The sequence below is a fragment of the Gemmatimonadota bacterium genome (assembly GCA_026705765.1).
GTDB lineage: Bacteria > Latescibacterota > UBA2968 > UBA2968 > UBA2968 > VXRD01.
Map to the genome: position 1 here is coordinate 1 of JAPPAB010000151.1, position 23,868 is coordinate 23,868.

The 23,868-nt window shown below is 52.0% G+C and carries 20 protein-coding genes; 9 read left to right on the top strand and 11 right to left on the bottom strand.

From position 1 onward, the window contains the following. The first annotated feature begins 90 nt into the window (after window positions 1-90). From OXH16_19415 to OXH16_19435, 5 genes are all read left to right on the top strand, one after another. Window positions 91-2,424 carry a chondroitinase family polysaccharide lyase gene (locus tag OXH16_19415; GenBank protein ID MCY3683573.1) on the top strand — a complete coding sequence of 778 codons (2,334 nt, stop codon included), beginning with the start codon at window positions 91-93 and terminating at the stop codon, window positions 2,422-2,424. Between the two features lie 159 nt (window positions 2,425-2,583). After that, entirely contained in the window at window positions 2,584-3,270 is a 687-nt protein-coding gene (locus OXH16_19420) for a DUF1961 family protein (protein MCY3683574.1), read from the top strand. A gap of 50 nt (window positions 3,271-3,320) precedes the next feature. After that, entirely contained in the window at window positions 3,321-5,837 is a 2,517-nt protein-coding gene (locus OXH16_19425; protein MCY3683575.1) for a DUF4955 domain-containing protein, read from the top strand. 158 nt (window positions 5,838-5,995) lie between these two features. Continuing rightward, window positions 5,996-7,222: a right-handed parallel beta-helix repeat-containing protein gene (locus OXH16_19430; GenBank protein ID MCY3683576.1), complete on the top strand. Its 1,227-nt coding sequence runs from the start codon at window positions 5,996-5,998 to the stop codon at window positions 7,220-7,222. A 6-nt stretch (window positions 7,223-7,228) separates the two neighbouring features. Next, window positions 7,229-8,026 carry an SDR family NAD(P)-dependent oxidoreductase gene (locus OXH16_19435; protein ID MCY3683577.1) on the top strand — a complete coding sequence of 266 codons (798 nt, stop codon included), beginning with the start codon at window positions 7,229-7,231 and terminating at the stop codon, window positions 8,024-8,026. A gap of 6 nt (window positions 8,027-8,032) precedes the next feature. Here OXH16_19435 and OXH16_19440 read toward each other — a convergent pair whose 3' ends face one another. From OXH16_19440 to OXH16_19485, 10 genes are all read right to left on the bottom strand, one after another. Further along, window positions 8,033-8,884, bottom strand: a complete 852-nt coding sequence (locus OXH16_19440) for an amidohydrolase (protein ID MCY3683578.1) — start codon at window positions 8,882-8,884, stop codon at window positions 8,033-8,035. A gap of 21 nt (window positions 8,885-8,905) precedes the next feature. After that, entirely contained in the window at window positions 8,906-9,994 is a 1,089-nt protein-coding gene (locus tag OXH16_19445) for a Gfo/Idh/MocA family oxidoreductase (protein ID MCY3683579.1), read from the bottom strand. A gap of 153 nt (window positions 9,995-10,147) precedes the next feature. Beyond that, window positions 10,148-11,002 carry a tetratricopeptide repeat protein gene (locus OXH16_19450; protein ID MCY3683580.1) on the bottom strand — a complete coding sequence of 285 codons (855 nt, stop codon included), beginning with the start codon at window positions 11,000-11,002 and terminating at the stop codon, window positions 10,148-10,150. A 16-nt stretch (window positions 11,003-11,018) separates the two neighbouring features. Beyond that, window positions 11,019-13,253: a TonB-dependent receptor gene (locus OXH16_19455; protein ID MCY3683581.1), complete on the bottom strand. Its 2,235-nt coding sequence runs from the start codon at window positions 13,251-13,253 to the stop codon at window positions 11,019-11,021. Between the two features lie 14 nt (window positions 13,254-13,267). After that, a complete protein-coding gene (locus OXH16_19460; protein MCY3683582.1) occupies window positions 13,268-13,594 on the bottom strand; it encodes a transcriptional regulator in 327 nt (108 codons plus the stop codon). Further along, window positions 13,575-14,144, bottom strand: a complete 570-nt coding sequence (locus OXH16_19465) for a hypothetical protein (GenBank protein MCY3683583.1) — start codon at window positions 14,142-14,144, stop codon at window positions 13,575-13,577. The genes OXH16_19460 and OXH16_19465 overlap by 20 nt, the downstream gene beginning before the upstream one ends. A gap of 123 nt (window positions 14,145-14,267) precedes the next feature. Then, window positions 14,268-15,518 (bottom strand): BNR-4 repeat-containing protein, encoded by a 1,251-nt coding sequence (locus tag OXH16_19470; GenBank protein ID MCY3683584.1) that lies wholly within the window; start codon window positions 15,516-15,518, stop codon window positions 14,268-14,270. After that, window positions 15,515-17,110: a HEAT repeat domain-containing protein gene (locus OXH16_19475; protein MCY3683585.1), complete on the bottom strand. Its 1,596-nt coding sequence runs from the start codon at window positions 17,108-17,110 to the stop codon at window positions 15,515-15,517. Before OXH16_19475 ends, OXH16_19470 begins: the two co-directional genes overlap by 4 nt. A 622-nt stretch (window positions 17,111-17,732) precedes the next feature. Next, window positions 17,733-18,509, bottom strand: a complete 777-nt coding sequence (locus tag OXH16_19480) for an alpha/beta hydrolase (GenBank protein ID MCY3683586.1) — start codon at window positions 18,507-18,509, stop codon at window positions 17,733-17,735. Between the two features lie 13 nt (window positions 18,510-18,522). Then, on the bottom strand, window positions 18,523-19,497 hold the full coding sequence (locus OXH16_19485; GenBank protein ID MCY3683587.1) for a c-type cytochrome: 975 nt from the start codon (window positions 19,495-19,497) through the stop codon (window positions 18,523-18,525). A 163-nt stretch (window positions 19,498-19,660) separates the two neighbouring features. On the opposite strand from OXH16_19485, the gene OXH16_19490 reads away from it, so the two are divergent. Continuing rightward, window positions 19,661-19,786, top strand: coding sequence for a hypothetical protein (locus OXH16_19490; GenBank protein ID MCY3683588.1), 126 nt, complete (start codon window positions 19,661-19,663; stop codon window positions 19,784-19,786). Window positions 19,787-19,834: 48 nt separating this feature from the next. Here OXH16_19490 and OXH16_19495 read toward each other — a convergent pair whose 3' ends face one another. Next, complete coding sequence (locus OXH16_19495; protein MCY3683589.1) at window positions 19,835-20,863, bottom strand: mannonate dehydratase; 1,029 nt, start codon at window positions 20,861-20,863, stop codon at window positions 19,835-19,837. Window positions 20,864-20,924: 61 nt separating this feature from the next. Between OXH16_19495 and OXH16_19500 the strand changes: the two genes are divergently transcribed. From OXH16_19500 to OXH16_19510, 3 genes are all read left to right on the top strand, one after another. After that, window positions 20,925-22,106 carry a hypothetical protein gene (locus OXH16_19500; GenBank protein ID MCY3683590.1) on the top strand — a complete coding sequence of 394 codons (1,182 nt, stop codon included), beginning with the start codon at window positions 20,925-20,927 and terminating at the stop codon, window positions 22,104-22,106. Then, window positions 22,103-22,855, top strand: coding sequence for a nucleotidyltransferase family protein (locus OXH16_19505; protein MCY3683591.1), 753 nt, complete (start codon window positions 22,103-22,105; stop codon window positions 22,853-22,855). The genes OXH16_19500 and OXH16_19505 overlap by 4 nt, the downstream gene beginning before the upstream one ends. An 89-nt stretch (window positions 22,856-22,944) precedes the next feature. Further along, window positions 22,945-23,868, top strand: a 924-nt coding sequence (locus tag OXH16_19510) for a hypothetical protein (protein ID MCY3683592.1), incomplete at its 3' end; no start/stop codon positions are given.

The following is a 23,868-nucleotide window of genomic DNA, read 5'->3' on the forward strand; positions in this document are numbered from 1 at the left end:
TGAATACGCTTTTTCAACGCTTTTTTTACTATCTCATAATTTTAAAACAGCTTCTCAAGGGTCTTGTTGCGTCTGACGCTGGATTATCGGTTGAATGGTGACAACAATACCAAAAATCAAGTGCTGGATATTTTTGATTATCTCTATGATCAGGGATGGGCAGAAGGTAGTGGTATAGGCTCGCTGCATCACCAATTTCTGCGCCTTGCGGGGTATTCCCATGCCGTGTATTTGATGCGGGATGCTTTGGAGAGCAAAGGGGCGTTGGCGCGGGAATTGGCGACCCTGAAATGGCACAGTATGTTTGGCGAGTTGTATGAGGATTCTGAGGTGCTGGGCGCGAATGCGGATTTTTTGCGTTCGGTGGCGATGTATCGCTTGTTGTGCATTTTGATGATGGACGATACGCCTGAAAAGGTCGTTACTATGCGCCGCTATGTCGCCTGGTTGAATAATGCGCTGGATATTGCGCCCGGGTGGCTGGATACGATTAAGCCGGATTTTGTGGGTTTTCACCATCGGGGCATCTATGCCAATGCGTATGCGCCAAATGCTTTTCATGTGGCTTCTGTGCTGGTATATTTGTTGCACGATACGCCTTTTGCGGTTGCAGATGATAAGCGCGATAATTTGAAGCAGGCGCTGTTGACGTTCAGGGCTATGGCGAATACGTATGATATTTCGCCAGCTATCGGTGGTCGCTTTCCAAATAATACAACGGTAAACGACGCAAATTTGCCGGCATATATGTATGTGGCTTTGAGCTATCCCTCGGTGAATGCAGAACTGGCTGGCGCGTTTATGCAGCTTTGGAAACCTCAATCGCAGTTATTGCGAGAAGGTCTGTTCGAACAGGCATCTGCAGGGATCATGTATTTGCACACGCCGGGTGCGATGCAAATGATAGTGGATTTTGCAGAGGCAGGGCACGCACCCGAGGCAGCGCCATCTGGGCACTGGACATTGCCTTATGGCGCGCTGTCTATTCATCGACGTGGAGACTGGATGGTGAGTATGAAAGGATGGAGCAAGTACGTGTGGGATTTTGAATCGTCGGGTAGTGAAAATTCGCTCGGTCGTTATTTGAGCTATGGTTCGATGCTGATTTACGCCAGTGGCGACCCGGTTGGCCGGGAGGCGAGCGGGATTGTTCGGGATGGGTGGGATTGGAGTATGTGGCCCGGTACGACGGCGATTCGCCTGAGCCACGCAGAGCTTAACAACAGGACTCGTGATCGCAATTTTTCGGATGAGACTTTTGTGGGTGGGGTGAACATAGAAGGACAAAACGGCGTGTTCGCGCTGAAGTTGCACGATACAGAATACAATACGAGTTTTCGAGCGTTTAAGACGGTGTTTTGTTTTGACGATGTACTGGTTTGCCTGGGATCGGGTATTAAGAGTGATGATAGTGGACATAGAACTGTGACGCCATTATTTCAAGTAGCTATATCCGAGGACCGCCCCACATGGGTCAATGGGACAGGCGTGCTGGCGATTCCCTATACATTTTCGGGGACAACGGGGCAGACCGCATGGGTGATGGACGCCTCGGGTAATGGCTATGTGATTCCAGATGGAGGCGACTTGCGGGTGCGTCGTCAGGTGCAAACCCCTGGAGATTTTGGCAGGGATAGCGGTGGTACAGGAACTTTTGAATTGGCGTATCTGGATCACGGTAGTGCGCCTCAGGCGAAAAAGTATGAATATGCTGTGCTGGTGCAAAGCTCGTCCGGCAAGGTACACGCGTTTGCCAATGCACCCGAATATGAGGTCTGGCAGCAAAATCATATGGCACACATCGTACATCATCGGGATTTGAAAACCACGGGTTACGCGCTGTTTAACACGAATGCAAGTCCCAATAAAGGTCAGATTGTATCTGTGTCTTTGCCGATTTTGGCGATGACTCGCGAAGTGGAGGATGGCTTATTGCTTTCGGTTGCGGATCCGGATTTTGGGTGGAGTTGGACTATTCAGGATCCGCACCGGCAAGATGGCACGTTGATTGTCAATCAGTCGAGTATGCCCCGCACAGTGGATGTGACGTTGCGAGGAAAATGGCGTTTGGATGATGGCATGTATGATCTCGCGATCGCAACAGTTCAATCCGACCAGACGGTTGTGGCGTTTACGTGTCAGGATGGCAAAAGCGTAGAAGTGAAACTAATCGGGACAGGTGCCAGTCTTGCAAGCCTGGATTTTGATGGGGATAATATGGTTGGGAGCACAGATTTTTTGCTATTTGTCAGCCGCTTTGGGCTGTCGGAGGGTGATACGGGTTTTGACACAAAATACGATCTGGATGGCAATGGCACAGTGGGGTTCAACGACTTTCTGATTTTTGCAGAGGGATTTGGCAGATCGGTAAGTGGAAAACCCGTGGCTTTCCGAAATGGTGGAGGAGAAAGATTGGGGTCGTGATAATAGGAGACTAAAATGATGGAATGGACTCGCAGGGCGTTCATAAAATGCAGCAAGATGGCGTTGTTTTCAGTATCTTTTGGCAGTGCGCCGCTGTTTTTGAGGCAGGCTGTCCAAGCGGCGAAGCATCCGATACGTCAACGCATCAGGAGAGGTGTTATGGATAATTTTGAGTTTGGCGAATTGATTTATGACAATCCGCTGTCTTCCGCATCAGATATTGAAGGGTTTCGGATGGAGGGAGATGCCGAAGTGACCTTTCCAAATGGTCGCATGCGAATGGAGAATCGCCGCGATCCCGGGGAAGGACAGGCAGCAAATTTTGTTTTCTGGTGTCCCGAAGATTTTCCAGCGGATATTGCCGTGACATGGGATTTTTGGCCGGTGCGCGAGCCGGGGTTGTGCATTCTGTTTTTTTCTGCTCTGGGACGAGGGGGTGAAGATATATTTGATCCGTCATTGGCGCCGCGGGCTGGGGAATACAGGCAGTATCACAGCAGCGATATCAATGCGTTGCACGTGTCTTATTTTCGGCGGAAGGCACTCAAAGAACGCGCGTTTCAAGTTTGCAATTTGCGCAAGAGTTATGGTTTTCACATGGTCTGTCAGGGGGCGGATCCCCTGCCTTCTGTTGTCGATGCCAGACCACCCTACCCGATTACGCTGATCAAATGCGGTGCAGAGGTTGTTTTTTATATCCGCGATTTAAAGATTTTTCACTGGGTTGATGATGGTCAGACGTATGGACCTTTGCTGGGCGGTGGCAAGATCGGTTTTCGGCAGATGGCGCCTTTGATTGGCGAATACGCGAATTTGAAGGTGCATAAGGTCAGTGCTCAGGTGTAAAGGTTTACGCCGTCAAAAGATTGGCGACTGCCTTTTGTGGAAAGTTCAACATGTCCAGGCTGCTTCACGTGCGATCAATATATGCTTTGAGTTTTGCAATTATACTCATCGCTCTGTTGAGTCATCCCTTATCTCTCGCTGCGGAACCTTCTCCCGATTTTGACGGGAGTGGGATTGTCGATTTTCCCGACTTTTTGCTGTTTGTAGGGGCATTTGGGTCTCAGAAGGGTGAAGAGAAGTATGAGGTAAGATACGATCTAACTGGCGATGGCGCGATTGGATTTGACGATTTTCTGATCTTTGCCAGTAGCTTTGGCAAAGCGGTAAATCAGGTGCCGGTATTCTCCTTCGCGTCTCCTGTTATACGCTCAGTGGATGAGAACACCCCGGCAGACACGCCTATCGGCGAACCTATTTCTGCTACCGATGCCGATAATCACGTCCTCACATACAGCCTGGGAGGATCGGATGCGAGTGCCTTCACAATTGTCCCGGGCAATGGTCAACTTCTGACACGGGAAGGGGTCTCTTACGATTACGAAATCAGGCGTGTTTACTCGGTGACGGTGAACGTACGCGATGATCATGGAGGTACCGACAGCATCTCGGTGAGGATCAGTGTCCGTTCCCCACAGACCTCGAGTACCTATCGCCAATTTGTGGAGGCCAAAGAGAATGGTACCGAACCTATCCTACCCGATTTTTCCTACGCGGGCTATCACCACTTCAACAAACCCGTTCCCCGCAGCAATGAAATTATGGCGCCGATATATGATGTCACAACTTATGGTGCCATCCCCGATGATGACCAGTCTGACCAGGTCGCTATTACGGCTGCTATTGCTGATGCGGAGCAGAACGGTAGCGGCATTATCTTCTTTCCACCAGGTGAATTTCTCGTCAATACCGATGCCGATACAACCGAAGCGGGTGAGTTCACAACCATCTTGATTCGCAGCAGCAATATCGTCCTCAGAGGAAGCGGCAGCCGAACCGGAGGCACAGTCATCCGGCAGGTGAACAGCATGTACAAAAAATTCTTGAGTTCTGGTGGGGGTTGGCCTGCCATGTTTCGGTTCAGGTATAGGGGCAACCCGAGAAAAAGCACCTCTGTTACAGAAGATGCTACCCGCGAAACCTTTTGGGTCGCAGTCGCAAATGCTTCCCTATTCAATGTGGGTGAGTGGGTTACGCTGAAGATGGAAAGCAAGGCGGCAATCGCTGATTTTATGGGCGGGTTCATGCCAAGTCCCAATTGGGAAATTAGTAAAAGGGGGGTTATCGTGGATGAAACGCACCGCATTGCTGAAATCCAAAACAACAGGATGCGCTTTCATGAACCCCTGCACGCCAATGTCAACAGCAGCTATGGTTGGGAGATACACGAATATCGGTTCCTTGAGGAAGTTGGCGTTGAAGACATCAGTTTTCATGGATCGTGGACAGGTGATTTTCTCCATCATAAGAATTATATTCACGATTATAGCTGGTATTTGCTCCAATTCACTGGCTGTGTCAATTCATGGGTTCGGCGCGTTTCGTTTATCAACACCAGTATCGCACTGGGCATTAATGGATCAGCCATGTCGGTTTATCACGTCACATTGGCGGGAAATAAGGGTCATTTTGCTTTCTTGGGGAGCACGGATCACTCGTGGATCGGTCTTTCAGAAGACCTCGCAGGGCATCAACACGGTCCAAATATACAGGGTCCACGCTCCGGAAATGTGTATTATCGTTATAATTATCCCGCATCACTTGATTTTCACGCTCAAAGAAGTGGAGAACCTATTGCTACCCTGTTTGATCGCGCCAATGGTGGCAACCTGAGTGGCAGTAGTGGTGTCTGCTCACGGAATTGCCCTCATCACCTCGGACATTTTGTGGCCTGGAATTTTCATCAGGGACCAGCGTCGCAACATTACGATTTTTGGCGTCAGAGTGGCCGTGTCGTGATAAAACCCATCATCGTCGGATTTCACGGCAATACGGCCACCTTTAATGAAAACACTGTCCAGCTTAACGAATCCCAGGGCAGTGCGGTTGAGCCAGAATCGCTTTTCGATGCACAACTCGAACTGCGGCTCGGCGCCATTCCGGATTGGCTCAAAGCCCTTCGCACGAAATGGGAAACGATTCGCAACACGCCACTGCCAAATTTTCTGCCACCAGATCGAACACCGCCAACGCTGATAGGAATGACGCTGGAAACAGAGGAGATAAGCGCAGGCTCTTATACTGGGGAACTAAAGTTGATCTACAACGAGAAACTGAACCCGGCCACAGAGGTCCCCTCTGACGCCTACGCGGTCTCGATACAGGGTGTGCAGGGTGCGATAACCATCGAAGGCGTCCGTCCTCAAAGAGAAAATTACCTCGCCAATGACAGGAACACGGTGACAATAGACCTGAGTTGGACGGGTCAAGCAGGGGCGACCTTCACGGCTCAAGATGTGATGTTAACCTACACGCCTCCACATCACGAGAGTGACCGGGACAACAAACGGGTGGAGGATTATGGGGGCATACCCGCGGGCAACTTGACAAACTATCAGGCGACCCGTTGAAGTTCTATGGACTGGATGCGAGACTATGGCGGAGAGCACTTACCCTAAATCCCTACTAACGCAGGTGGAACAGATGCTTCGGCTCCGTTCCACTCCGCTTAGCGTGACAAAAACTCCAGACCTGCGTAACATCAGTTATGAATTTGAGGAGTGTTGATATGTCGGATTTTTCTACTAATCGGCCTATGACAGAGCGGTGGGAGATGGTGTTGACGGTGGGTCAGGGCGAGGGGGATTTGCAGGGGGGCGATGATCGGGTTTTACAGGCTGGTGCGGATTATTTGCACCGCCTGGGTGGCGGTGTTTTGCAGATTTTGCCGGGGATATATACGATGCGGAACGCGCTTTATCTGCATCCAAATTTGACTGTGCGCGGGTCGGGTAGTGCAACGGTGTTGAGGAAGGCTGCGGGGGTTGTGACGCCTCTGGTGCGGGATTCCGATTGGTATGAGGCGCGGGTCGAGGTGGAAGACGCGCGTGGATTTGGCGTGGGATGTGGGGTGATGTTGCGGTCTTATGGCAAGTCCGGGATGACGGTGGTAAAAGATACAGTGACGGCGATTGAGGGGACGGTGATTTCGCTTAGTAAGCGCGTGTACAAAAATATGTGGCTGGATGAACGGGCGACGTTGGCGACGATTTTCCCCATTTTGACGGCGGAGGAGGGGGTTTGCGATGTGACTGTTGAGAATATCGTTCTGGATGGGAACAAAGAGGAGAATGAAGAGATCAATGGGAATTATTCGGGTGCGGTGTTTTTGCAGCGTTGCCACCGCTATACGTTTCGGAATGTGACGGCGCGCAATTACAATGGAGATGGGTTCAGTTTTCAGGTTTGCGATGATTTTGTTTTTGAAAATTGTGTGTCGGAGAACAATGCCAATCTGGGGTTTCATCCAGGGAGTGGATCGCAGCGACCGCGGTTTCACGCTTGTCGGTCAACGGGCAATAGTCAGGGTATTTTCTTTTGCTGGGGTGTGTCGGATGGCATCGCCGAGGATTGCGCGTGTTTGGACAATCGGGATTTTGGTATTTCAATTGGGCATAGAGATACGGATAACCGGATTGTCAATTGCGAGATTGCGGATAATCACAAGGTGGGCATTTTGTTCCGGACGCCGTTATCCGAGTTTAGAGGGGCGCACAGAAATGCGATTCATTCGTGTGTGATCCGCGATAATGGTTTTGCCGAGAATGGGTATGGGATTGAGATCCGCGGTACGACGTATGATGTAGAGATTCGGGATAATCGGATTGAGGATTCGGGAGGAGAAAAGCAGAAGGTGGGGATTGCGATCGAGCGCGAAGCGCGCAGAACGGTGATTGAGGGGAATACTTTTGTCAATATGGGGGCGGATGTTGTGCATGCGTGCGCGGCAGAGTAAGAGAATATGCAGCTTAAAGATAAAATAGCGATTGTCGTTGGGGCAGGGCAGTCGGCGGGCGAGACCATTGGCAATGGTCGGGCGACGGCTATTCGCTTTGCCAGAGCGGGCGCGCAGGTGCTTCTGGTGGATAAGGATATCGCGTCTGCGGAAGAGACTGCGCGGATGATTGCACAAGAGAAGGGGCGTGCGTCGGTGCTCGGCGCAGATATTACGATTGAAGATGATTGTCGGGCTATTGCCGAGACCTGTGTCCAGCGCTATGGGCGTATCGATATCTTGCACAATAATGTCGGCACGCTGAGGGGAGACGGTGGTTCTGTTGACCTGAGTGGCGAAGACTGGCAGCGACTTATGGATATCAATCTCAAAGGGCTATTTCTGACCTGTAAATTTGTGCTTCCCATTATGCGTGCGCAGGGCAGCGGCGTTATTGTCAATATTTCTTCTACGGCGGCTGTGTGTTTTCGCCCCAGGACGCTTGCGTACAAAATCGCCAAGGCGGGGATCAATGCGCTTACGCAGAATCTCGCGCTTGAAAATGCGCCGTATGGTGTGCGCGTGAATGCGATTTTGCCCGGTCTGATGGATACGCCGATGGCGATTGAGTCCCGCGTTCAAGATCAGGGTGTCAACCGGGATGCGCTTCGTGAGGAACGCGCTGCACAGGTGCCTCTTGAACAAAAGATGGGGTCGGCGTGGGATGTGGCTGCTGCCGCGGTGTTCCTCGCTTCGGATGAGGCGAAGTATATTACGGGCGTTTTACTCCCGGTGGATGGGGGGTTGAGCGCGCGTGTGGGGTGACCGTTATTATTTTTTGAGATATATGCGTTCTGCGTTTTTGTGGAAGAGTTTTTCCTGATCCGCCACGTCGGCGTTGGCGACGATTTCGCGCGATATTTGAACCCAGGTTTGGATATCGGACCGCGTGTTGCAAACGGGCCAGTCGCTGCCCCATACCACGCGGTTCCAGCCGAAGCTGGCGATGCAGTGTTCGACATAAGGGCGTACCGCTTCGGTGGAGGCATTTCCCTCGGCGCAATAGGCGAGGACGCCCGAGATTTTGCAGGCGACATTGGGTAGGGCGGCTATTTGCGCGATGTGGTCGCGCCAGGGATCTGTCTCGCTGTTTGCAATATCCGGTACGCCGCAGTGGTCGAGGATGAATTGGACATCCGGACATTTTTGCGCGAGGTTGCGGGCGATGGGGAGTTGGTCGGCGCGGAAGCAGAGGTCGAAGGTGAGGTTGTATTTTTCGAGGAGGCGGATGTTTGTTGCAAAGTGGTCCGATTGGGAGAGGTCGTCGGGCATGGTGTGCAGGATGCGGCGAAAGCCGACGAGTTTCGGGTGTTGGACAGATTCGATATAGGCTTCAAAGTCAGAGGGAGATTCGGGACGGCAGTTGGCGATGACGCCTTCGATTATGGCATTGGGTTGTTCGGATAGTTCATAAACAAATTGCGTTTCGTCATGCCAGTGGGGGTCATCGGGCGAGGCTTCCATGAAGATGGTGCGCGTGATGCCGCTGTCTTTTGTGAGGGTCAAATAGTCTTCGATGTGGAAAGCATTGCCTTTGAGTGGCGCGAGGTCATTGGTCCACGAATAGGGGTATTTGCCCGGGTAGATGAGGTGTTGATGGGTGTCTAAGATGGGGATGCTCATGGGGTTTTCCTTTGTTGTGCTTTATTTTTTTGGAAGTGGGTTTTGTCGATGGGATTCTTCTATGACGGCGATTTGTTTGCGTACTTGCGCGGGGGGGATGAGGAGTTCGCCGCTGTTTTTGAAGACGTCGTAGATGTTGTTGTAGAAGCGTTCGGGACCGCTTTCGAGTGAGACTGAGGGGGTGTTGCTTTTCTTTTCTTCTTCGAGTGTCCACGTTTCTTCGGTCCAGTCGAGTTCTTCGCGGGTGTACTGTCGGTTTACCGACCAGGTCCACATGTCGTGTTTGGGTGCTTTTTCGGGATCAAAATAACGCCATTTGAGTGCTGATGATCCCCCTGTGAGACCGCCGTAAGTGCCGTTAATGGTGTAGGTGTCGTTTTGCGGATAATGGAGGTAATTGCTCACGACGATGTCGATTTGAGGTGCCTGCCGTTCGGGGTCGTACAATGTGACGGTGCAGTGATCGTCGGCATCGCCATCAAAGGGGTTGTTGCAGTCCATTCGGGCAAAGACGCTGGGGGTGCGGTCAAAGCCGAAGAGGCAGAGGGCTTGATCGACGGGATGGGGTCCTGTGTTGAGCAGGCCACCGCCCCAGTTTTCCTGACGGGTTTGCCAGTCCCAGCGCCGCGAAAAACCGCCCCAGGAGGATCGGATGTACACAATTTTGCCCAAAACGCCGGAGTTGATGATTTCCTGTATTTTGTCAAAGTAGGGCTGCAACCGGTTGTTTTGGAAGGGGGCAAAGACGCGGTTGTTGTCTGTGGCTGTCTGAACGATGTCGTCGAATTGCGCCACGGTTTTGCAGGTGGGTTTTTCGCATACGACATGGGAACCCGCTTTGAGAGCGGCAATGCTGGCGACGGGGTGCAGGGGTTGGTGCAGGGCATTGACAAAGAGATCAAATCCACCTGCTTTGATCATGTCTTGCCAGTCTTCATAAGCTTCGGCTCCAAATTGTTCACGGGCATCGCGCCTGCGCTCGGGCAATTGATCGGCTACGGCTACAATTTTGAATTTGTCGGGCATCTGGCTCAATTGTTTGGCGTGGATGTTGTATCCACTGCGCCCCTGACCACCGATGGCGACGCGAATGATGTTGTCGTTGGACATGTGCGTTCCTTTGTGAGTTGAGTTTTTGCTATTTTTGTTTGGGAGAGATCAAATGTAATAGGCTATTGAAGATGCTGTCAACCGATTTCTAAAAAAGAAAGACCGCGAGATATTTCGACTCGCGGTCTTTCTTTTACCAATACGCTGCTTATGCTATTCTGATACCTTGGGCAATAGTTCGTATTTGACCCAGCCATTATCTGGATCAATTTCGAGCGCTTTTTCAAAAGCCGCTCGCGCTGGATCTTTCTCATCCCGGTCCATATACGCGATGCCCAGCCAGGCATAGGTCTCGCTGTGTCCCCAAACGGGATGGATGGGATTGATCGGTTTTTCTCGGGCAAAGAGTTCTGCGGCGCGTTGGAAACCTTCCAGTGCCCGTTCTTTGCTCCCACCCCACATTTTAGGTGTGTTAAAAGCACTGATGGCCGCGCTCAGGACTACGCGCGGATTGTCGGGTGCGAGTTGTTCGGCTTTTTTTAGGAGATTGCCGGATTTAGGTCCGAGGAACATGCCTTTGATTCCACTCAGGCTGATTTGCCGTCCGTACACGCTTGATAGCAGTGCATAGACTTCGGCAGCGATCGTTTTGGCATCTTCTCCAGGGGCTTCTTTTCGGGTGACTCCTTCCAGATGCTCAGCCGCTTCTTTGAGGTGTTTAGAGGCCCGGTCTTTGTCCTTTTTGCCTTGAGCTAAGAGATAGTTGGCGATGCGGTAGTCGGTGAGGGCGATGTAGTAATGGCTCCATGCGGAGAGGTTCTTATCGGTGAGGGCGCGTTCGAATGTCGCCCGGGCGGCGTACATGGCGTCGAGATTGTTCTCGTTTATACCCTGTTGAAGGATATTTCTGCCGCTGGTGAGGAGATCGGCGGCGGGTTGTGCGGGTTCGTCAGATTTGGCAGTCGGCGGACCGGAATTTTGCTCATAGGTTGATTGCCGCGCAGCCGCACATCCGAGTTTGGTGAAGATGATGAGGGAGACGATGAGTGCGAGTAAAATGTATTGCATGGCTGTTCTCCTAAGTCTATGGGTTCAAAGTGACGGTTGCACCGAAGTAAATGGATCGGCGAAAGGTGGTGGTGCGGGGCTGGCGTTGGCTGTAGTCTATAGAGTAGTCGTAGTCGAGCACATTGGCGCGGTTGAGCAAATTGTTGATTGCCAGATAGAAGATGATCTGGTGATTCGCGCCAAAGGGCAGTAAATAGCTCAGTTGTCCATCTACTTGCCGAAAGGACGGTAGCCGTTCTGAGCCGACGGGTCCTTCGATGGGCAGGTAGTAGCCCTGGCCTGCTACGGGAATTGCGCCCACGATTGGGGTGATGGGACGACCCGTGGCATACTTCACGGTCAGGCCGCCGCTGAGGTCGTCTATGAGCCGCATTTTTGCGACGAGTGTCAGGTTGTGCGTGGTGTCATAAGGCGATGGGGCTTCTTCGTAGTGCATCTCTGATCCGATGTGGCGCACCTGCAAGCGGCGCGATTTCAGGAGGCTGTAGGCCATCCAACCGCTGAAGCGTGTGCTGAGAAAATCTCCGCGTTTGAGGAAGAGGTCTAAGCCAGAGGCGCTGCCTTTGCCATCGTTGGAGAGGTTCAGGTCGGGATGATCCAGTACGAGGTTGCGGTAGGGTTTGTGGTATGCCTCCAGCCGCACCATGAATTGGTCTCTTTCGTGGTGCAGGCCTATGATTCTGTGTTGTGCGCGTTGAGGTCCTATATTGGGATTGCCGCTGGTGGCGTTGTATTTGGATGGGTCGGGGAATTGGTGGTAGATGCCCCAGGCGAGGCGTGCGTCTGTGTGGTTGGTGATCTGGTAGCGCGCAGATATGCGCGGGTCTATGGCAAACTGGTCGCCGAGATTGTGATGGTCGGCGCGTGTGCCGAGATTGACCGCGATGCGGCGGGCAGGTTCAAAGTCGATTTCAAAGTAGGTACCCACACGCCGGGCACCGTAGGATGTATCGAGTTCGAAGATCTCTGCCTGGGGATCGAATATGTCGCCTTGAGGTATGCTGCCGATGAGTCGGTTGTCCGTGTGTTCGATTTCGCCACCGAGGCGCAAGAATGCGGATGCGGTGAGGGCGCGTTCTATGTCTGTGCGGAGTTTGAGGGTCAGGTCGCGGGGCGAGAAGTCCAGATTGCCCAGTTGTTTTCGCGCCGTGTGGTGGTTGAGCGAGGCGCTGGTCTCTATGATCCAATGGGCAAATATGTCTGTCCACTCGAGGTTGTGCAACGCGCTGTTGGTGCTGCCTTTGTAAATGCCGTCAAAGGAGGGTTCTGTGACGCGTACGCCGAGGCGGTCGCTCGCGTTGAAGCTGAAGAATTTGAGGCGTCCGGTCGGCGAGTACTGGTAGATCAGATTGAGGTTGCCATCGTGTCCGCGTGGCGTGGTGGTGAATGCGCTGCTGTGGTGGTTGACGCGAAACAGAAGATCGGTAAAGCTGAGGTTGCCGGTGAAGCGTACGCCCAATTTGTCGGAGACAAGGGGCAGGTTGAGGCCGAGAGAGCCAGCGGCGAGGCCCAGGTTGAGCGTGTAGCTTTTCTGCGCGGGCATGTTCTGGGTTTCCATGGACAGGACGGCGGAGAGTGCGTTGCCATAGCGCGCGGGAAATCCGCCTGTGGAGAAGACGGTGCCCTGTACCATAAAGGGAGAGATGGTGCCGAAGACGCCGCCGGTGGGCGATTCGTATTTGTAGGGATGCACGACTGTGGCTTGTCCGAGCAATATGACGGTTTCGCTCACGTCGCCTCCGCGCACAAAGAGGCCGGCGCCGTCATCGACGGTCGCGACGCCGGGGAAGGTTTTGAATGCGCGGAATATATCGGCGGAAGCGCCGGGTGTTGTTACGACATCCAGGGGAGAGAGGGTTACGGTTTCGTCTTCCCCAGTGGTGTAGGTGCTTGCCGTGACAGTGGTCTCGTCGAGTTGGATGAGGACGAGGCGCAGGATGAGGCGAACAGTTGTGGTATCGCCGGGCGTTAGATGCAGGGTCTGCTGAGCGGGTTCATAGCCGATGAAGGATGCGTGCAATTTGCATTTGCCCCTGTGCTGTGTGGAGAAGGCAAAGCGGCCGTCGCGATCGGTGATTGCGCCGTCAATTGTGCCCGTGATTTGCACGTTGACATAGGCTACTGGGCGATCTGTTTCGTCGATTACCTGACCCTGAATAAAGGCGTGATTCTGTGCAAGGGCGGGCATAGCGAAAGACAGAAGGAGGAGGACCTTTGCCCATTGCGTTTTGTATGTGGGGAGATGTTTCATGTTCTGTTCGCCTGTCAGTCGATACCGGCATTGCGGATTACTGTTTGCAGGGCTTTTAAGTGTGTGGTTAAAGACTCGCGGCCTTTTTCCGTGAGGCTGTACCAGGTGACTGGTTTTCGGTTTTCGAATCGCTTGTCAATATCGACATAGCCCATGTCTTCCAGTTTTCGCAGGTGCGCGCCCATGTTGCCGTCGGTTTCTTTTAGCAATTGTTTCAAGCTGGTAAAAGTCATGGCGTCGGTGTCGGCGAGGAGTACACAGGCGCCGAGCCGAGACCGGTGTTCCAGCAGTTTGTCCAGTTGGGCAAGGCTATCGGAGGTGTTAGACGGTGCTTTTTTCATGAGGTTTCATCCATAGGGCACTGATGATAATGCTGGCGGCTATGGCCAGACCGGTCATGGTCCAGGGGTAAGGCGCGAGATAGTCAACAGCAGGGGCACTCACGATGCATACGACGCCGGGCAGAAGAAAGCGACGGTCCAGATACAGACCGCCCAGGTACCAGGTGACACCAACGATTAGAGTCATGAACTGGCCCATCACCCAGCCATCCAGGCCGTGTCGCAAGGCAATGAACGCAATAGCGTAAGTCGTAAAAAACAAACTGCCCCAGTGCAGGACGTGCTTAGTCCTATCGCTGCGTTTTGCGATGCCCTCCGCCCACTTCGCCCGCACTCCGATCCAGATGCTGATCAGGAATCCGGTGAAGGTCGCAATGGGCCAATAGAGGTGGCTCACTTGGGGACGAAAATCGTTGAGCACAGAACCGGCGACGAAGATGATGGCCCAGAGCAGGGCTATGGCTATGGAGTTGTATTGCCTCCTATCGCGTTTTTCAACGGCTTCGCGGACGAAGGCCACGTCCTCTTCAAATTTTTGCGTGGGTTGCATTTGGTTCCTCCTTTGATGGATTTTTAGAGTTCTCTATTTTTTAGAGTTACTTAGGAAAATAGAGTAAATGATCTCAGATGTCAACTTTTTTTTTGGAGGTTCAGCAGGAAGGAGTTGATAAATTTATCGAGTTAAATAAATTTCTGTCTTCAACGCGCTTTTGTTGTCGCCGCCAATGCCACCGGCATTTAAGCCGCGCGTGTACATCATCCAGTGACCATTATCGAACTTTTGATGGGGGCGCATCCAGTCCCATTGCTCCAGTGCAGGCAACCAGTTCGCTGCCGCGTTGTCGGTTTCCGTGAGTTGGTCTAAGGAGACCAACCCGCCTTTTTCGTCGAGTATTGCATGGAATAATTCCAGTTCGGGGCTGAACCATTCACACCGCTTTTTGTGCGGGTGTGTTGCAAATGCAAAGTGCAATCTGCCTTTGTGATCTCGGGATAGCGATGTCGCGCGTCCGCCTTCCATGTTTAAGCCATCGAGGACTGGGGATAGATCCACAGGCTCCCATCCCGCGTCGCTGCGATGCCACAATACGCCGCTTTGATACCCGGGATATGAACAGAAGAACCACGGTTGATTGTTTGCATCTACGACGTGATTGCCCACGCGCACGCTGTGCTGACCATCTCCGCCTTGCGGATCGTGACAAATGGCTCGCATGGTTTCCATTGTTAATGGGTCTTCAAAGCGCGCGCTTTCGTTAAACCACGTATCGCCGCCATCTTCTGAATACACATGTACCGCTGCGCGTCCCCGGCAGTCTGCTGCATGTCCAGATTCCGCAAAGTGAAATTGAAATATTAGATGCAGGGTTCCGTCTGGTCCCGTGGTCAGAGATTGCATGAAATGGTTGTATCCCGCGACCGGGCTGACGGCTATTGCGCGCGGTGGTTCCCAGTTCTGGGTTGCTTTCTTTCGCCGGTACCACATAGCCCATCTGTCCCCGCTCTCGCGATGCGATAGGTGAAGTGTTCCGTGCTGATCTACTGCAAAACTGGGATATGTGCCCAATGTGCCCAATGCCTCTGGCTCACTCCAGGTATTCGGATCTTCCGGGTTGTCTGACCATCGATAAAAAAATGGTCCGTGATGTGCTCCGACGAGGGCGTGCAATCGCCCGTTGCCGTCCAGTATCAGGGCGGGCCCACAGTGGTTGTCAATGCCTTCGCCAATTTGAAATGCCCGATGCATCTCGCCAGATACTTCGTCACATACGCCTATCATGATCCTCGCCTGTGTGCCTTCTTCTGGCGGGGCATCCAACCATCCGATAAATAATTTGCCATCGCGCCGAATCAGTTTCCCGCTCATGTTATATCCCGTTCCGCGGTCCGATCCCTGCGTTGAAATCAGGTGTCGTGTGTTCAAAACAGTCTTCCTTTCTCTATGCTTTCATCCCATCGCCGCGTCATCAGATATTCCATGACGCCATCCATTGCCGAGGGCGTGCCTATCCGCCGCAATGCTTCCAGGGCAAATGCAGCGACGTGACCGTTGGGGTCGGATAATGTGTCGAGCAGGAGAGCTTCGGCAGATGTGGCGTCTTTGCCCAGGCGCGTAAATGCCATTGCGGCATTGACGCGGACCTGGTCATAAGGCGTCCAGTCGCGTCGGTCGGGCATTTGCCATTCGGGGCGTCCTACTTTGAGCAGCCTTTCGAGTGCGGGTATAAATTCTTCGCTGTTTTGCCGAATGCTGCCCAGTGCATCTGTGGCTGTTCGCACAACGCAGTGAGACGCATCGTCCAGGTAGCGCGTGAGTGCAGGTACGGCTTGTGTCGCCAGAGAGTCCATTTCACCGAGTGCGAAGGCCGCGTTGATGCGTGTCCATTCGCTCGGGTTGTCCAGTAATTTAATCAGCGCGTTTAGTGAAGGTGTGCCGATGGCGACAAGTGCATGTGTAGCATCTTCCATCGAGATGGCGCCTTCATTCCACGATGCGGGTACGGGGTCCTCGTCTTGATGGGGGGCAGTGTCTAAGAGTGTTTCTATCAGGGGCTGTACTGCGGGTTGACCTATTGCGCCCAGGGTATATATAGCCGCGAGGCGCGTCCACTGGTCGTCGGTATTGAGCTTGCGAATCAGCGCGGGAATTGCATCGGTGTTTTTTGTTGTGGCTATCGAGTGCATGGATGCAAGTTGTTTGTCCAGGTTGTCGTGATGCAGGTCTTCCAATCCACAAGTTGCGGGATCGGATGCGCGGAAACTTTCGTATTGATCCTTTTTGCCACAGAGCCAATCCCACATATGCGACCAGATTAGGTGCAGATCATGCGGAGTTTTGTATGTTTCGGGATTTCGCCAGATGTGATCCCGACAATCCCACGAGGGTGTGGTCGGTTCTTCGGCGCGCACGTAAATGAATTTGATCATATGCCGGGGTTGGCGACGCGCGTTGATACCTGCCGCGTGTCCTATATCAAAGTGCGTGATTGATACTGTGCCGGCTTTACCGGCTATTGGTATGGCGTTCTGGCGGTCTTCATCTGTCAATCGCCTGTGATACTGTGTGCCGGGAATCGCGTGTGTGGGACCGATTTCAACGGGTGAATCCTGTGGATAGTACATGATGCGCGCAAAGCGCGGGTAGTGCTGGCGCGGGCGTCCCAGAGGGGTGTAAGAATCTTGATGACAATTTTGAGCGAGTGTTCTGTGTGTTGCGTCGGGCGAGATGTAGTGACAAAATCGATGCGGGTGTTCAATGTAGCCCGGGCCGAGTACGCTGGTGAGCGCGCCCCGCACTTCTGGGCTGTTTAAGATGCGGTCCATCTCGGGGACGCGGGGTAGCACGTTGTTGCCGTAATTGAATTCTTCATCGACCATAAATTGCAGTTTTTGCCGAATTGTCTCGTGCAGTTCATCGGAAACATCGGGCTTAAAAACCACGTATCCGTCTGCGATATATTGACGCATTTGTTCATCGTTAAACAGTTTTGGGTCTTCTCGTTTGCCATATCCCATATCTGTGTTCTCCTGTTTTATGGCTGAAATGATTAGCGCGGATTGGGGGCTGATATATAGTATATAATTTTACCTAAAGATGACTATAAAAAAATTTCAAATTAGGTCTTGACATCCCGCAATTTATCGGGTTATATTCCAAAATAACAGGCGATATGAATCGTCAGGCGGCATTCCGCTCGAAAGGGTTCTCGCCCGTGTGTTTTTACATCTGGTCTTTTTTTGCGTCGGACTCGTTACCGCCATTCGGTGACCCGACCTGGATACCGTTCTGAAAAGGCCATCGCGCAAACACACAGGGCATAGAGAGTTCATCGGACCGCGAGTGGGTGTGACGGGCCGCGATATTCACAAGAGGAGGTTACTATGCCACCAATCTGTATCCAGCGGTCGGGTGTTAGGGCCTCTCCCCCGATCGGCTGACATAGGAGGTTCCATGACTTGTAGTACATAAATGGCCGCGATAACAGGGATCGCGGCCATTCTTTCATTTATAAGCAAGATTAGCCTATCCAGCCCCCAGTCCTCTTTTTTATTTGCGTTTATCTGCGAAAAACGCTCAAATGAACTGGCCTGAGAGTCGGCCAGTTGTACACCGCTCACTCGCGTTTTTTTCTGCGGATCACACCAAATACGCAACACCCACTTTTGCCATTCCAGCATTGTTGTGTCCCACGTTGGGTACTGTGTCCAACTGCCAATTAAATGGCACGTTGAGTGCAGCGGCTTCTCGTTTTGCCGTTTCAAAAAATGTGTGGCCGCGTTCAAAGCGGTGTGCGCCCTGTATCATCGCCTGCGGCGTGCGTCTCAATTTTGGGTGGTTCACGTCTATATCATCAGTTCCCAGAAGTACTACAACCCGCTGGTTCAGGGACCGTTTTAAATCCGCGACAGTCAGCCCCGATTCGGCCAGCCCATAGGGATAGGTCTGTTTGAATGTGGGCATAGTGTACCATCCAGCATTGGCCGCTACAAAGATATGTGCATGTGACTGAGGCATGAAGTACAAAAATCGGTGTACAAACTGGCTGCCCGCCGAATGCCCATAAAATCCGTAGGACGATGCTTGGAGTCCCACTCGTTTTTTGACGTGGTCAAAAATGCCTTCAATTATTTGAAAAGACCAATCGGCCATGGCATTTCGCGTTCCATCTTCGGCAAATATATTGCCCAGGTTAAATGTCCTTTCATCGGGGTAATTTACCTGTGAAAACTCCGGGGCCAATAATAAAAATCCGTGCGTTTCGGCATGGCTGGCCCAGGTATCGCGATAGGTGCTGGCATTGCGCGAGGCTCCGTGCAGGGCAAATACCACTGGCAGGTCGGCAAGATGGTTTTGAGGGCAATGATACCATACTTTGACGCGATTAAAATTAAATGCTCCGGAACCCGATTCCATATTTTCCTCTTTATTATTCCACAAACCGTTCGACGGCATTTCGGATCGGCGCGACTGTTCTCAGATAGTCGTAGATGGCGCTGAGGTCTTCGTCTGTCATGCCAGCGTACATCGTCCAGGGCATGACGCTGTTCATGCCATCCTGTAATAGAATGTGTTTTGCGTTTTCTCCGGCAAATTGCCTGAAACGCCCGATGAAGTACTCTTTTTTCCAATGCCCAATTCCCGTTTCTACGTCGGATGTAATATTGGCCGATTGCACGATTTTGCCGCTGGGCAATCGAAATTGAAATCCTCCGGCGAATTGCATGTCTTCAACAGGCTGCCTCTGTTGATTATGAGGTGTATGGCAAGTGGCACATCCGGCAATGGTCGCCAAATACTTGCCATAAGCAACGGGGTCTGAACGATCAAACGGTTTGGGGAGTTTATAGGGTTCTGGCATTGTGCGTACTATCAGGTTCATGGGAAAGTTCAATTTGGATCGCGGTGGGATATGATCAATGGGAGATAGAGTACGCACATAAGCGACAATGGCGTCAATATCAGATGGCGTGAGATTTCGATATGCGCGATAGGGCATCAGTGGGAAAAGCGGATCGCCGTTTTTATTTACGCCGCTGGTAAAAGCCCGAATGATTTCGCCATCTGTCCAATCTCCCAGAGCTGTCGGTGTAATATTGGGCGCGATCAAGGTGCCTGGAAATCCCGCTGTTTCGGGAAATACCTCGCCGCCTTTGCCTTCGGTGCCCGGTAGCGGTGGCGCAGAATAATGCGCCCAATTCCGCGTTGAATGGCATTCGAGACATACCGTGACGTGATTGGCTAAATAACGTCCCCGCGCGATTTGTTCGGGTGTTCCCGACACGCGGATATTATAAGGCGGATCTGCTTTGGGAAAATTGGTCTTCAGATGGTAGGCAACGCCCAGCGCACCCACAATTACGAGTGCCACTATAACAGTTACAGTCACGACCACCCACTTCATTGGTATATTTCTCCGAGTATGACATCCATACGAAAGCTACTGCAAACGATAGATTTATCTGCACGAATTGTCAAGGGTCGTATTTTGTCCATTGACTTAATATAAAAAGTTAGTATTATTTATTGTAGAACATATCCGTCCGCACTACTCAAAGGAGGAAGCCATGCAGACTTTCAACGAATTGCGCGATCGGGAAGAGGATAGAATCAGCTTACAGTTTAAAGTCGCTATGGGCATTATAGGCGTAATTTTTGCGATTACTCTGGTTTATGGCGTTCTCAATTTCTGACGCACAATATCACAGGCAGCCCCAACGCTTTTCCGCGTTGGGGCTTTTTTATTTGTTTTTTTCCACGGCATTTCGCATCGCTACCATTTGACCAATGGCATACGCCCAGCCGATGCGCGTATCTGGTGTATCGCCCAGGATACCCGGCGTGTGGTCGGGGTCGATCATGCCGTTGTAACCCACTTCTTGAAATGCCTGAACGCAGGCAAACATATCGCATTCGCCGTCGTCGTGAAAGGTCTCGATATACTTAAAGCGAGGTATTTCTACTTTCACATTTCGAAAATGTACGGTTCCAATGCGATTCCGCGATCCAAAATAGCGAATCATTTCGACGGCATCCGCGCCTTTTTCCGTCATTACGCCGGTGTCGTAAAAAATGCAATTTGATGGGCTGTCTATCACTTCGATCAACCGTTGCATGCCCGCGATATCGCCCAGGGGTTGGGCAACGCCGCGATATTCGGGAATCGGTGGATCATTGGGATGTGCGGCCAATTGTACACCCGCTTTTTCTGCCGTTGGGATCGCGTTTTCCAAAAAATAGGTCAGATTGTCCCACATTTCATCCATTCCAATTCGCCCGATTGAATTGAGAGGTGGGAGATTGGCTATCCGCTCGTTGTCAAAGTCCCGCAAATCTGCGCCGCCGCGTCCCGCACCTCGCTGCGCCGCATATCCTTCTGAGGCTCTGAGGGCTGTGAAACTGTAGTTCAATGCCCGAAGTCCCAGCCGCCCTGCGATTTCAATATTGGCTTTGATAATTTTCAGATCGTCCTCTCTGCCCGGTTGGCCCATTAATACGCGTCCTGAAATACCCAATCCCGCGATTAGAGGGATCAGGTCATACGATTCGATTCTCGCTTTGATGCGTTGCAATTCCCGCTCGTTCCATATCCCTCCTTGCGCGCCTTTTGGTCCCGTCTGAGTCGGCGGTACCAGTTTGCGTTCGCCCGTTCCCGGTTCTGTACGCCATCGCGTTGGCATCACTACCGCATCGACCCCAATTTGCCGATAAAATCGCAGTGTTTGCTCTGAAATATCGCCAATACCTTTGCCTATTTTGATTTGTGGCATTGCGGTTGTTCTCCTTTTTTTGTAATGTTGTTGATCGGTGGCTGCTGAAAACTGACTTCTTATGATAGATCAACTCAAAACTGAAATGAATCGCCGGTTTGGTGTTGCGCCTGCCGATGTGCGCGTTGTGCGATCGCCTTATCGGATATGTCCGCTCGGCGCACATATTGATCACCAGCTCGGACAGGTTACAGCCATGGCTATTGATCAGGCTGTGTACCTCGCTTTTGCGCCATCAGGCGATGGAAATACGCATCTTCAGAGTCTTACTTTTGAGGGCGAGGTCTCGTTTGCGCTGGCCGATGTGCCCGACAAAATAGATGGGGATTGGGGCAATTTCCCGCGCGGCGCAGTGCGCGCGTTGCAGCAAGAGGGCCATAAACTCACGCGCGGGATTACGGGGCTTACGGCGGGCAGGATGAACGAAGGGGGTTTGAGTTCATCGGCCGCTATTGGCGTGGCGTATTTGCTCGCTTATGAAGAGGCCAATGATTTGTCCCTGTCGCCCGCAGATAATATTCGGCTCGATCAGGCGATTGAAAATGGCTACCTCGGTCTCAAAAATGGCATTCTGGATCAATCGGCTATCCTGTTATCGCAAAAGGGATTTCTCACGGTGATCGATTGCGCGTCTGCCACGCACGAATTGATTCCCCGGTCCAATACTATGCCAGACTTTGATATTCTGATTGCCCAATCGGGCTTGCGCGAGGCTCTGGTTTCGACGGGGTATAACACGCGGGTAGATGAATGCGCCCGTGCTGCGCGAATATTGCTCAATGCCGTGGGGCGTTCCGATCGAGAACCTCTGCTCGGCAATATTACCTTTGAAGAATACGATATGCATAAAAACCTGTTGAGCGGTGCCTCTGCTAAACGCGCCAGACACTTTTTTACGGAATCTGAGCGCGTGCTTATGGGTATTGATGCCTGGCGCGCTGGCGACCTCGAGACTTTTGGCAGACTGATCGCTGAGTCGGGGCGCAGTTCTATTGAGAATTACGAATGCGGTAGCAAGCCTCTCATCGATCTCTATCATATTCTCATTGAGACCGATGGGGTTTACGGTGCCAGGTTTAGCGGCGCTGGTTTTCGGGGCTGTTGTGTTGCGCTGGTGAATCCCCAGAAATCCAGTGCGGCGATTGAACAGATTCAATCGGCTTATCGCGCCAAACATCCCGATTTGTCAAAAAATGCCCCGGTTTTTATTTGTCAACCCGACGATGGAGCCAGGATTCTGTGAAAGCTATTATTCTCGCGGCGGGATACGCTACGCGGCTGTATCCTCTTACCAAAAATTTTCCCAAGCCTCTGCTCGAAGTGGGGGGCAAGACGATTCTCGATCATCTGCTTGAACAGATTAAAACTATTGCAGATATCGATGGTGTTTATGTGGTGACCAATCGCCGATTTTACGGGCACTTTGCCGATTGGGCGCGTGAAAATAGAGCGATACAGACCGGGTTGGAGACGGAGGTTCTCGACGATGGCACGAATTCCAATGACAATCGTCTGGGGGCTGTGGGCGATATCCAGTTTGCCATTGAAGCGCGCGATGTTGCCGATGATGTTCTCGTTCTCGCCGCGGATAATATTCTGCTGTTTTCTCTCCCCAAATTGGTCAATATATTCAAATCCAATCCCGTCTCCCATATTGCCGTGCGCCACAATCCCGACTACGAGGACCGCAAGCGTCGGGGCAATGTCCAGTTAGATAAATATAACCGCGTTTTGCAATTTATTGAGAAACCCAATAGACCTATTTCCGAGTGGTCGGCTTTGCCGGTTTATATTTATCCGGCGTCGATATTGCCCCGTTTTGAAGAATATATCGCCAATGGAGGCAATCCCGATGCGCCCGGGCATTTTTTGGAGTGGTTGCACACATGCGAAACCGTTTATGCATTCGATATTGAAGGCGGTGTTCTCGATATTGGCAACCGCGAATCCCTGGCCGACGCGCGGGCGTTTTTTCAATCCAAAGATCGCTGATCGTCCTCGCGCATTGACATTGTGTATTTCAGGCTCTATCTTGTAGAAAATCGAATTTCTGGTAACCTCAACACAAAGGATTTTTCACTATGGCAAGCGTCAATATTATCCGTCACAAACCCATTCCCATTTTTTGTAGCACAGCCGAAGTTGTTATGACATACAACGATGATCAGGTCGTGCGCCTCGTTGAACCCAGCGGCAATGTGGGTACGCAGTATCCCAATGAACTCGGGTCAGAGTGGTTTGGCACCATTGAGAACCTGAGTCTGGGCCTTGCGCGCGGAGGTGCGAACTGGGGCGACGTGTACAAAACCGATGTTTTGTGGACGACGCCATCTGATAGCCGTGACGACTGTGAGGCATATCGAGATGCGTTTAATGCTGTATATGGCCCTGTGATTGATGCTGTGACGGGGTGCGAACTCAAATCTAATCGCATGGCGCGTTTTACCCATGGAGAGGGGTTTCCAGATCCAGTAGCGCTTTTTGAGGTGGAGATTAAAGCGGTTAAGGGGGAGGATATTTCCTTTGGCGATGGGAAAATCGAGTACGGTGCATGGACCGATCACCAGCCCAGTGGCGCGTCGGTGATGCACACCGATGCTGAGGGCAATACTGTTACGACACTTGGCGATGATCTCAAACAAGAGATGGAATTTGTGCTCGTAGAACAGTACGAAAAAAAGCTCGCGGCTGACAATGTAGATTTCAAGACCCAAACCGCGCACCTCGAGGTGCTCGTGGCGATTGATGACAATCCTTCGGAAACCTGGACGCGCATTGAAACAGTGCGCGAAGTGATTGCCGATTATTTTGGCGACCACCGTCCCTCGGGTAGAATTTATGCGGTTTCGCGCATTCCCAATCTCGATGGTATCGTTGAACCCCAACCGCGCTGTGTTACCGGTGATGTCGCTATTGATCGCTCGGGGGAGATTGTGGATGGTTTCAGTACGTGGACGGCTATCCGGTACCAGGGGATATCCGAGGTGCTCATAAGCGGTGTTGGC

What these genes read in the sequence shown, in the direction of transcription:
- OXH16_19425 (MCY3683575.1), top strand. Translation starts at nt 3,321, where the DNA reads ATGTCCAGGCTGCTTCACGTGCGATCAATATATGCTTTGAGTTTTGCA.
- OXH16_19460 (MCY3683582.1), bottom strand. Translation starts at nt 13,594, where the DNA reads ATGAAAAAAGCACCGTCTAACACCTCCGATAGCCTTGCCCAACTGGAC.
- OXH16_19455 (MCY3683581.1), bottom strand. Translation starts at nt 13,253, where the DNA reads ATGAAACATCTCCCCACATACAAAACGCAATGGGCAAAGGTCCTCCTC.
- OXH16_19445 (MCY3683579.1), bottom strand. Translation starts at nt 9,994, where the DNA reads ATGTCCAACGACAACATCATTCGCGTCGCCATCGGTGGTCAGGGGCGC.
- OXH16_19420 (MCY3683574.1), top strand. Translation starts at nt 2,584, where the DNA reads ATGGATAATTTTGAGTTTGGCGAATTGATTTATGACAATCCGCTGTCT.
- OXH16_19480 (MCY3683586.1), bottom strand. Translation starts at nt 18,509, where the DNA reads ATGGAATCGGGTTCCGGAGCATTTAATTTTAATCGCGTCAAAGTATGG.
- OXH16_19485 (MCY3683587.1), bottom strand. Translation starts at nt 19,497, where the DNA reads ATGAAGTGGGTGGTCGTGACTGTAACTGTTATAGTGGCACTCGTAATT.
- OXH16_19450 (MCY3683580.1), bottom strand. Translation starts at nt 11,002, where the DNA reads ATGCAATACATTTTACTCGCACTCATCGTCTCCCTCATCATCTTCACC.
- OXH16_19495 (MCY3683589.1), bottom strand. Translation starts at nt 20,863, where the DNA reads ATGCCACAAATCAAAATAGGCAAAGGTATTGGCGATATTTCAGAGCAA.
- OXH16_19475 (MCY3683585.1), bottom strand. Translation starts at nt 17,110, where the DNA reads ATGGGATATGGCAAACGAGAAGACCCAAAACTGTTTAACGATGAACAA.
- OXH16_19500 (MCY3683590.1), top strand. Translation starts at nt 20,925, where the DNA reads ATGATAGATCAACTCAAAACTGAAATGAATCGCCGGTTTGGTGTTGCG.
- OXH16_19430 (MCY3683576.1), top strand. Translation starts at nt 5,996, where the DNA reads ATGTCGGATTTTTCTACTAATCGGCCTATGACAGAGCGGTGGGAGATG.
- OXH16_19490 (MCY3683588.1), top strand. Translation starts at nt 19,661, where the DNA reads ATGCAGACTTTCAACGAATTGCGCGATCGGGAAGAGGATAGAATCAGC.
- OXH16_19465 (MCY3683583.1), bottom strand. Translation starts at nt 14,144, where the DNA reads ATGCAACCCACGCAAAAATTTGAAGAGGACGTGGCCTTCGTCCGCGAA.
- OXH16_19440 (MCY3683578.1), bottom strand. Translation starts at nt 8,884, where the DNA reads ATGAGCATCCCCATCTTAGACACCCATCAACACCTCATCTACCCGGGC.
- OXH16_19435 (MCY3683577.1), top strand. Translation starts at nt 7,229, where the DNA reads ATGCAGCTTAAAGATAAAATAGCGATTGTCGTTGGGGCAGGGCAGTCG.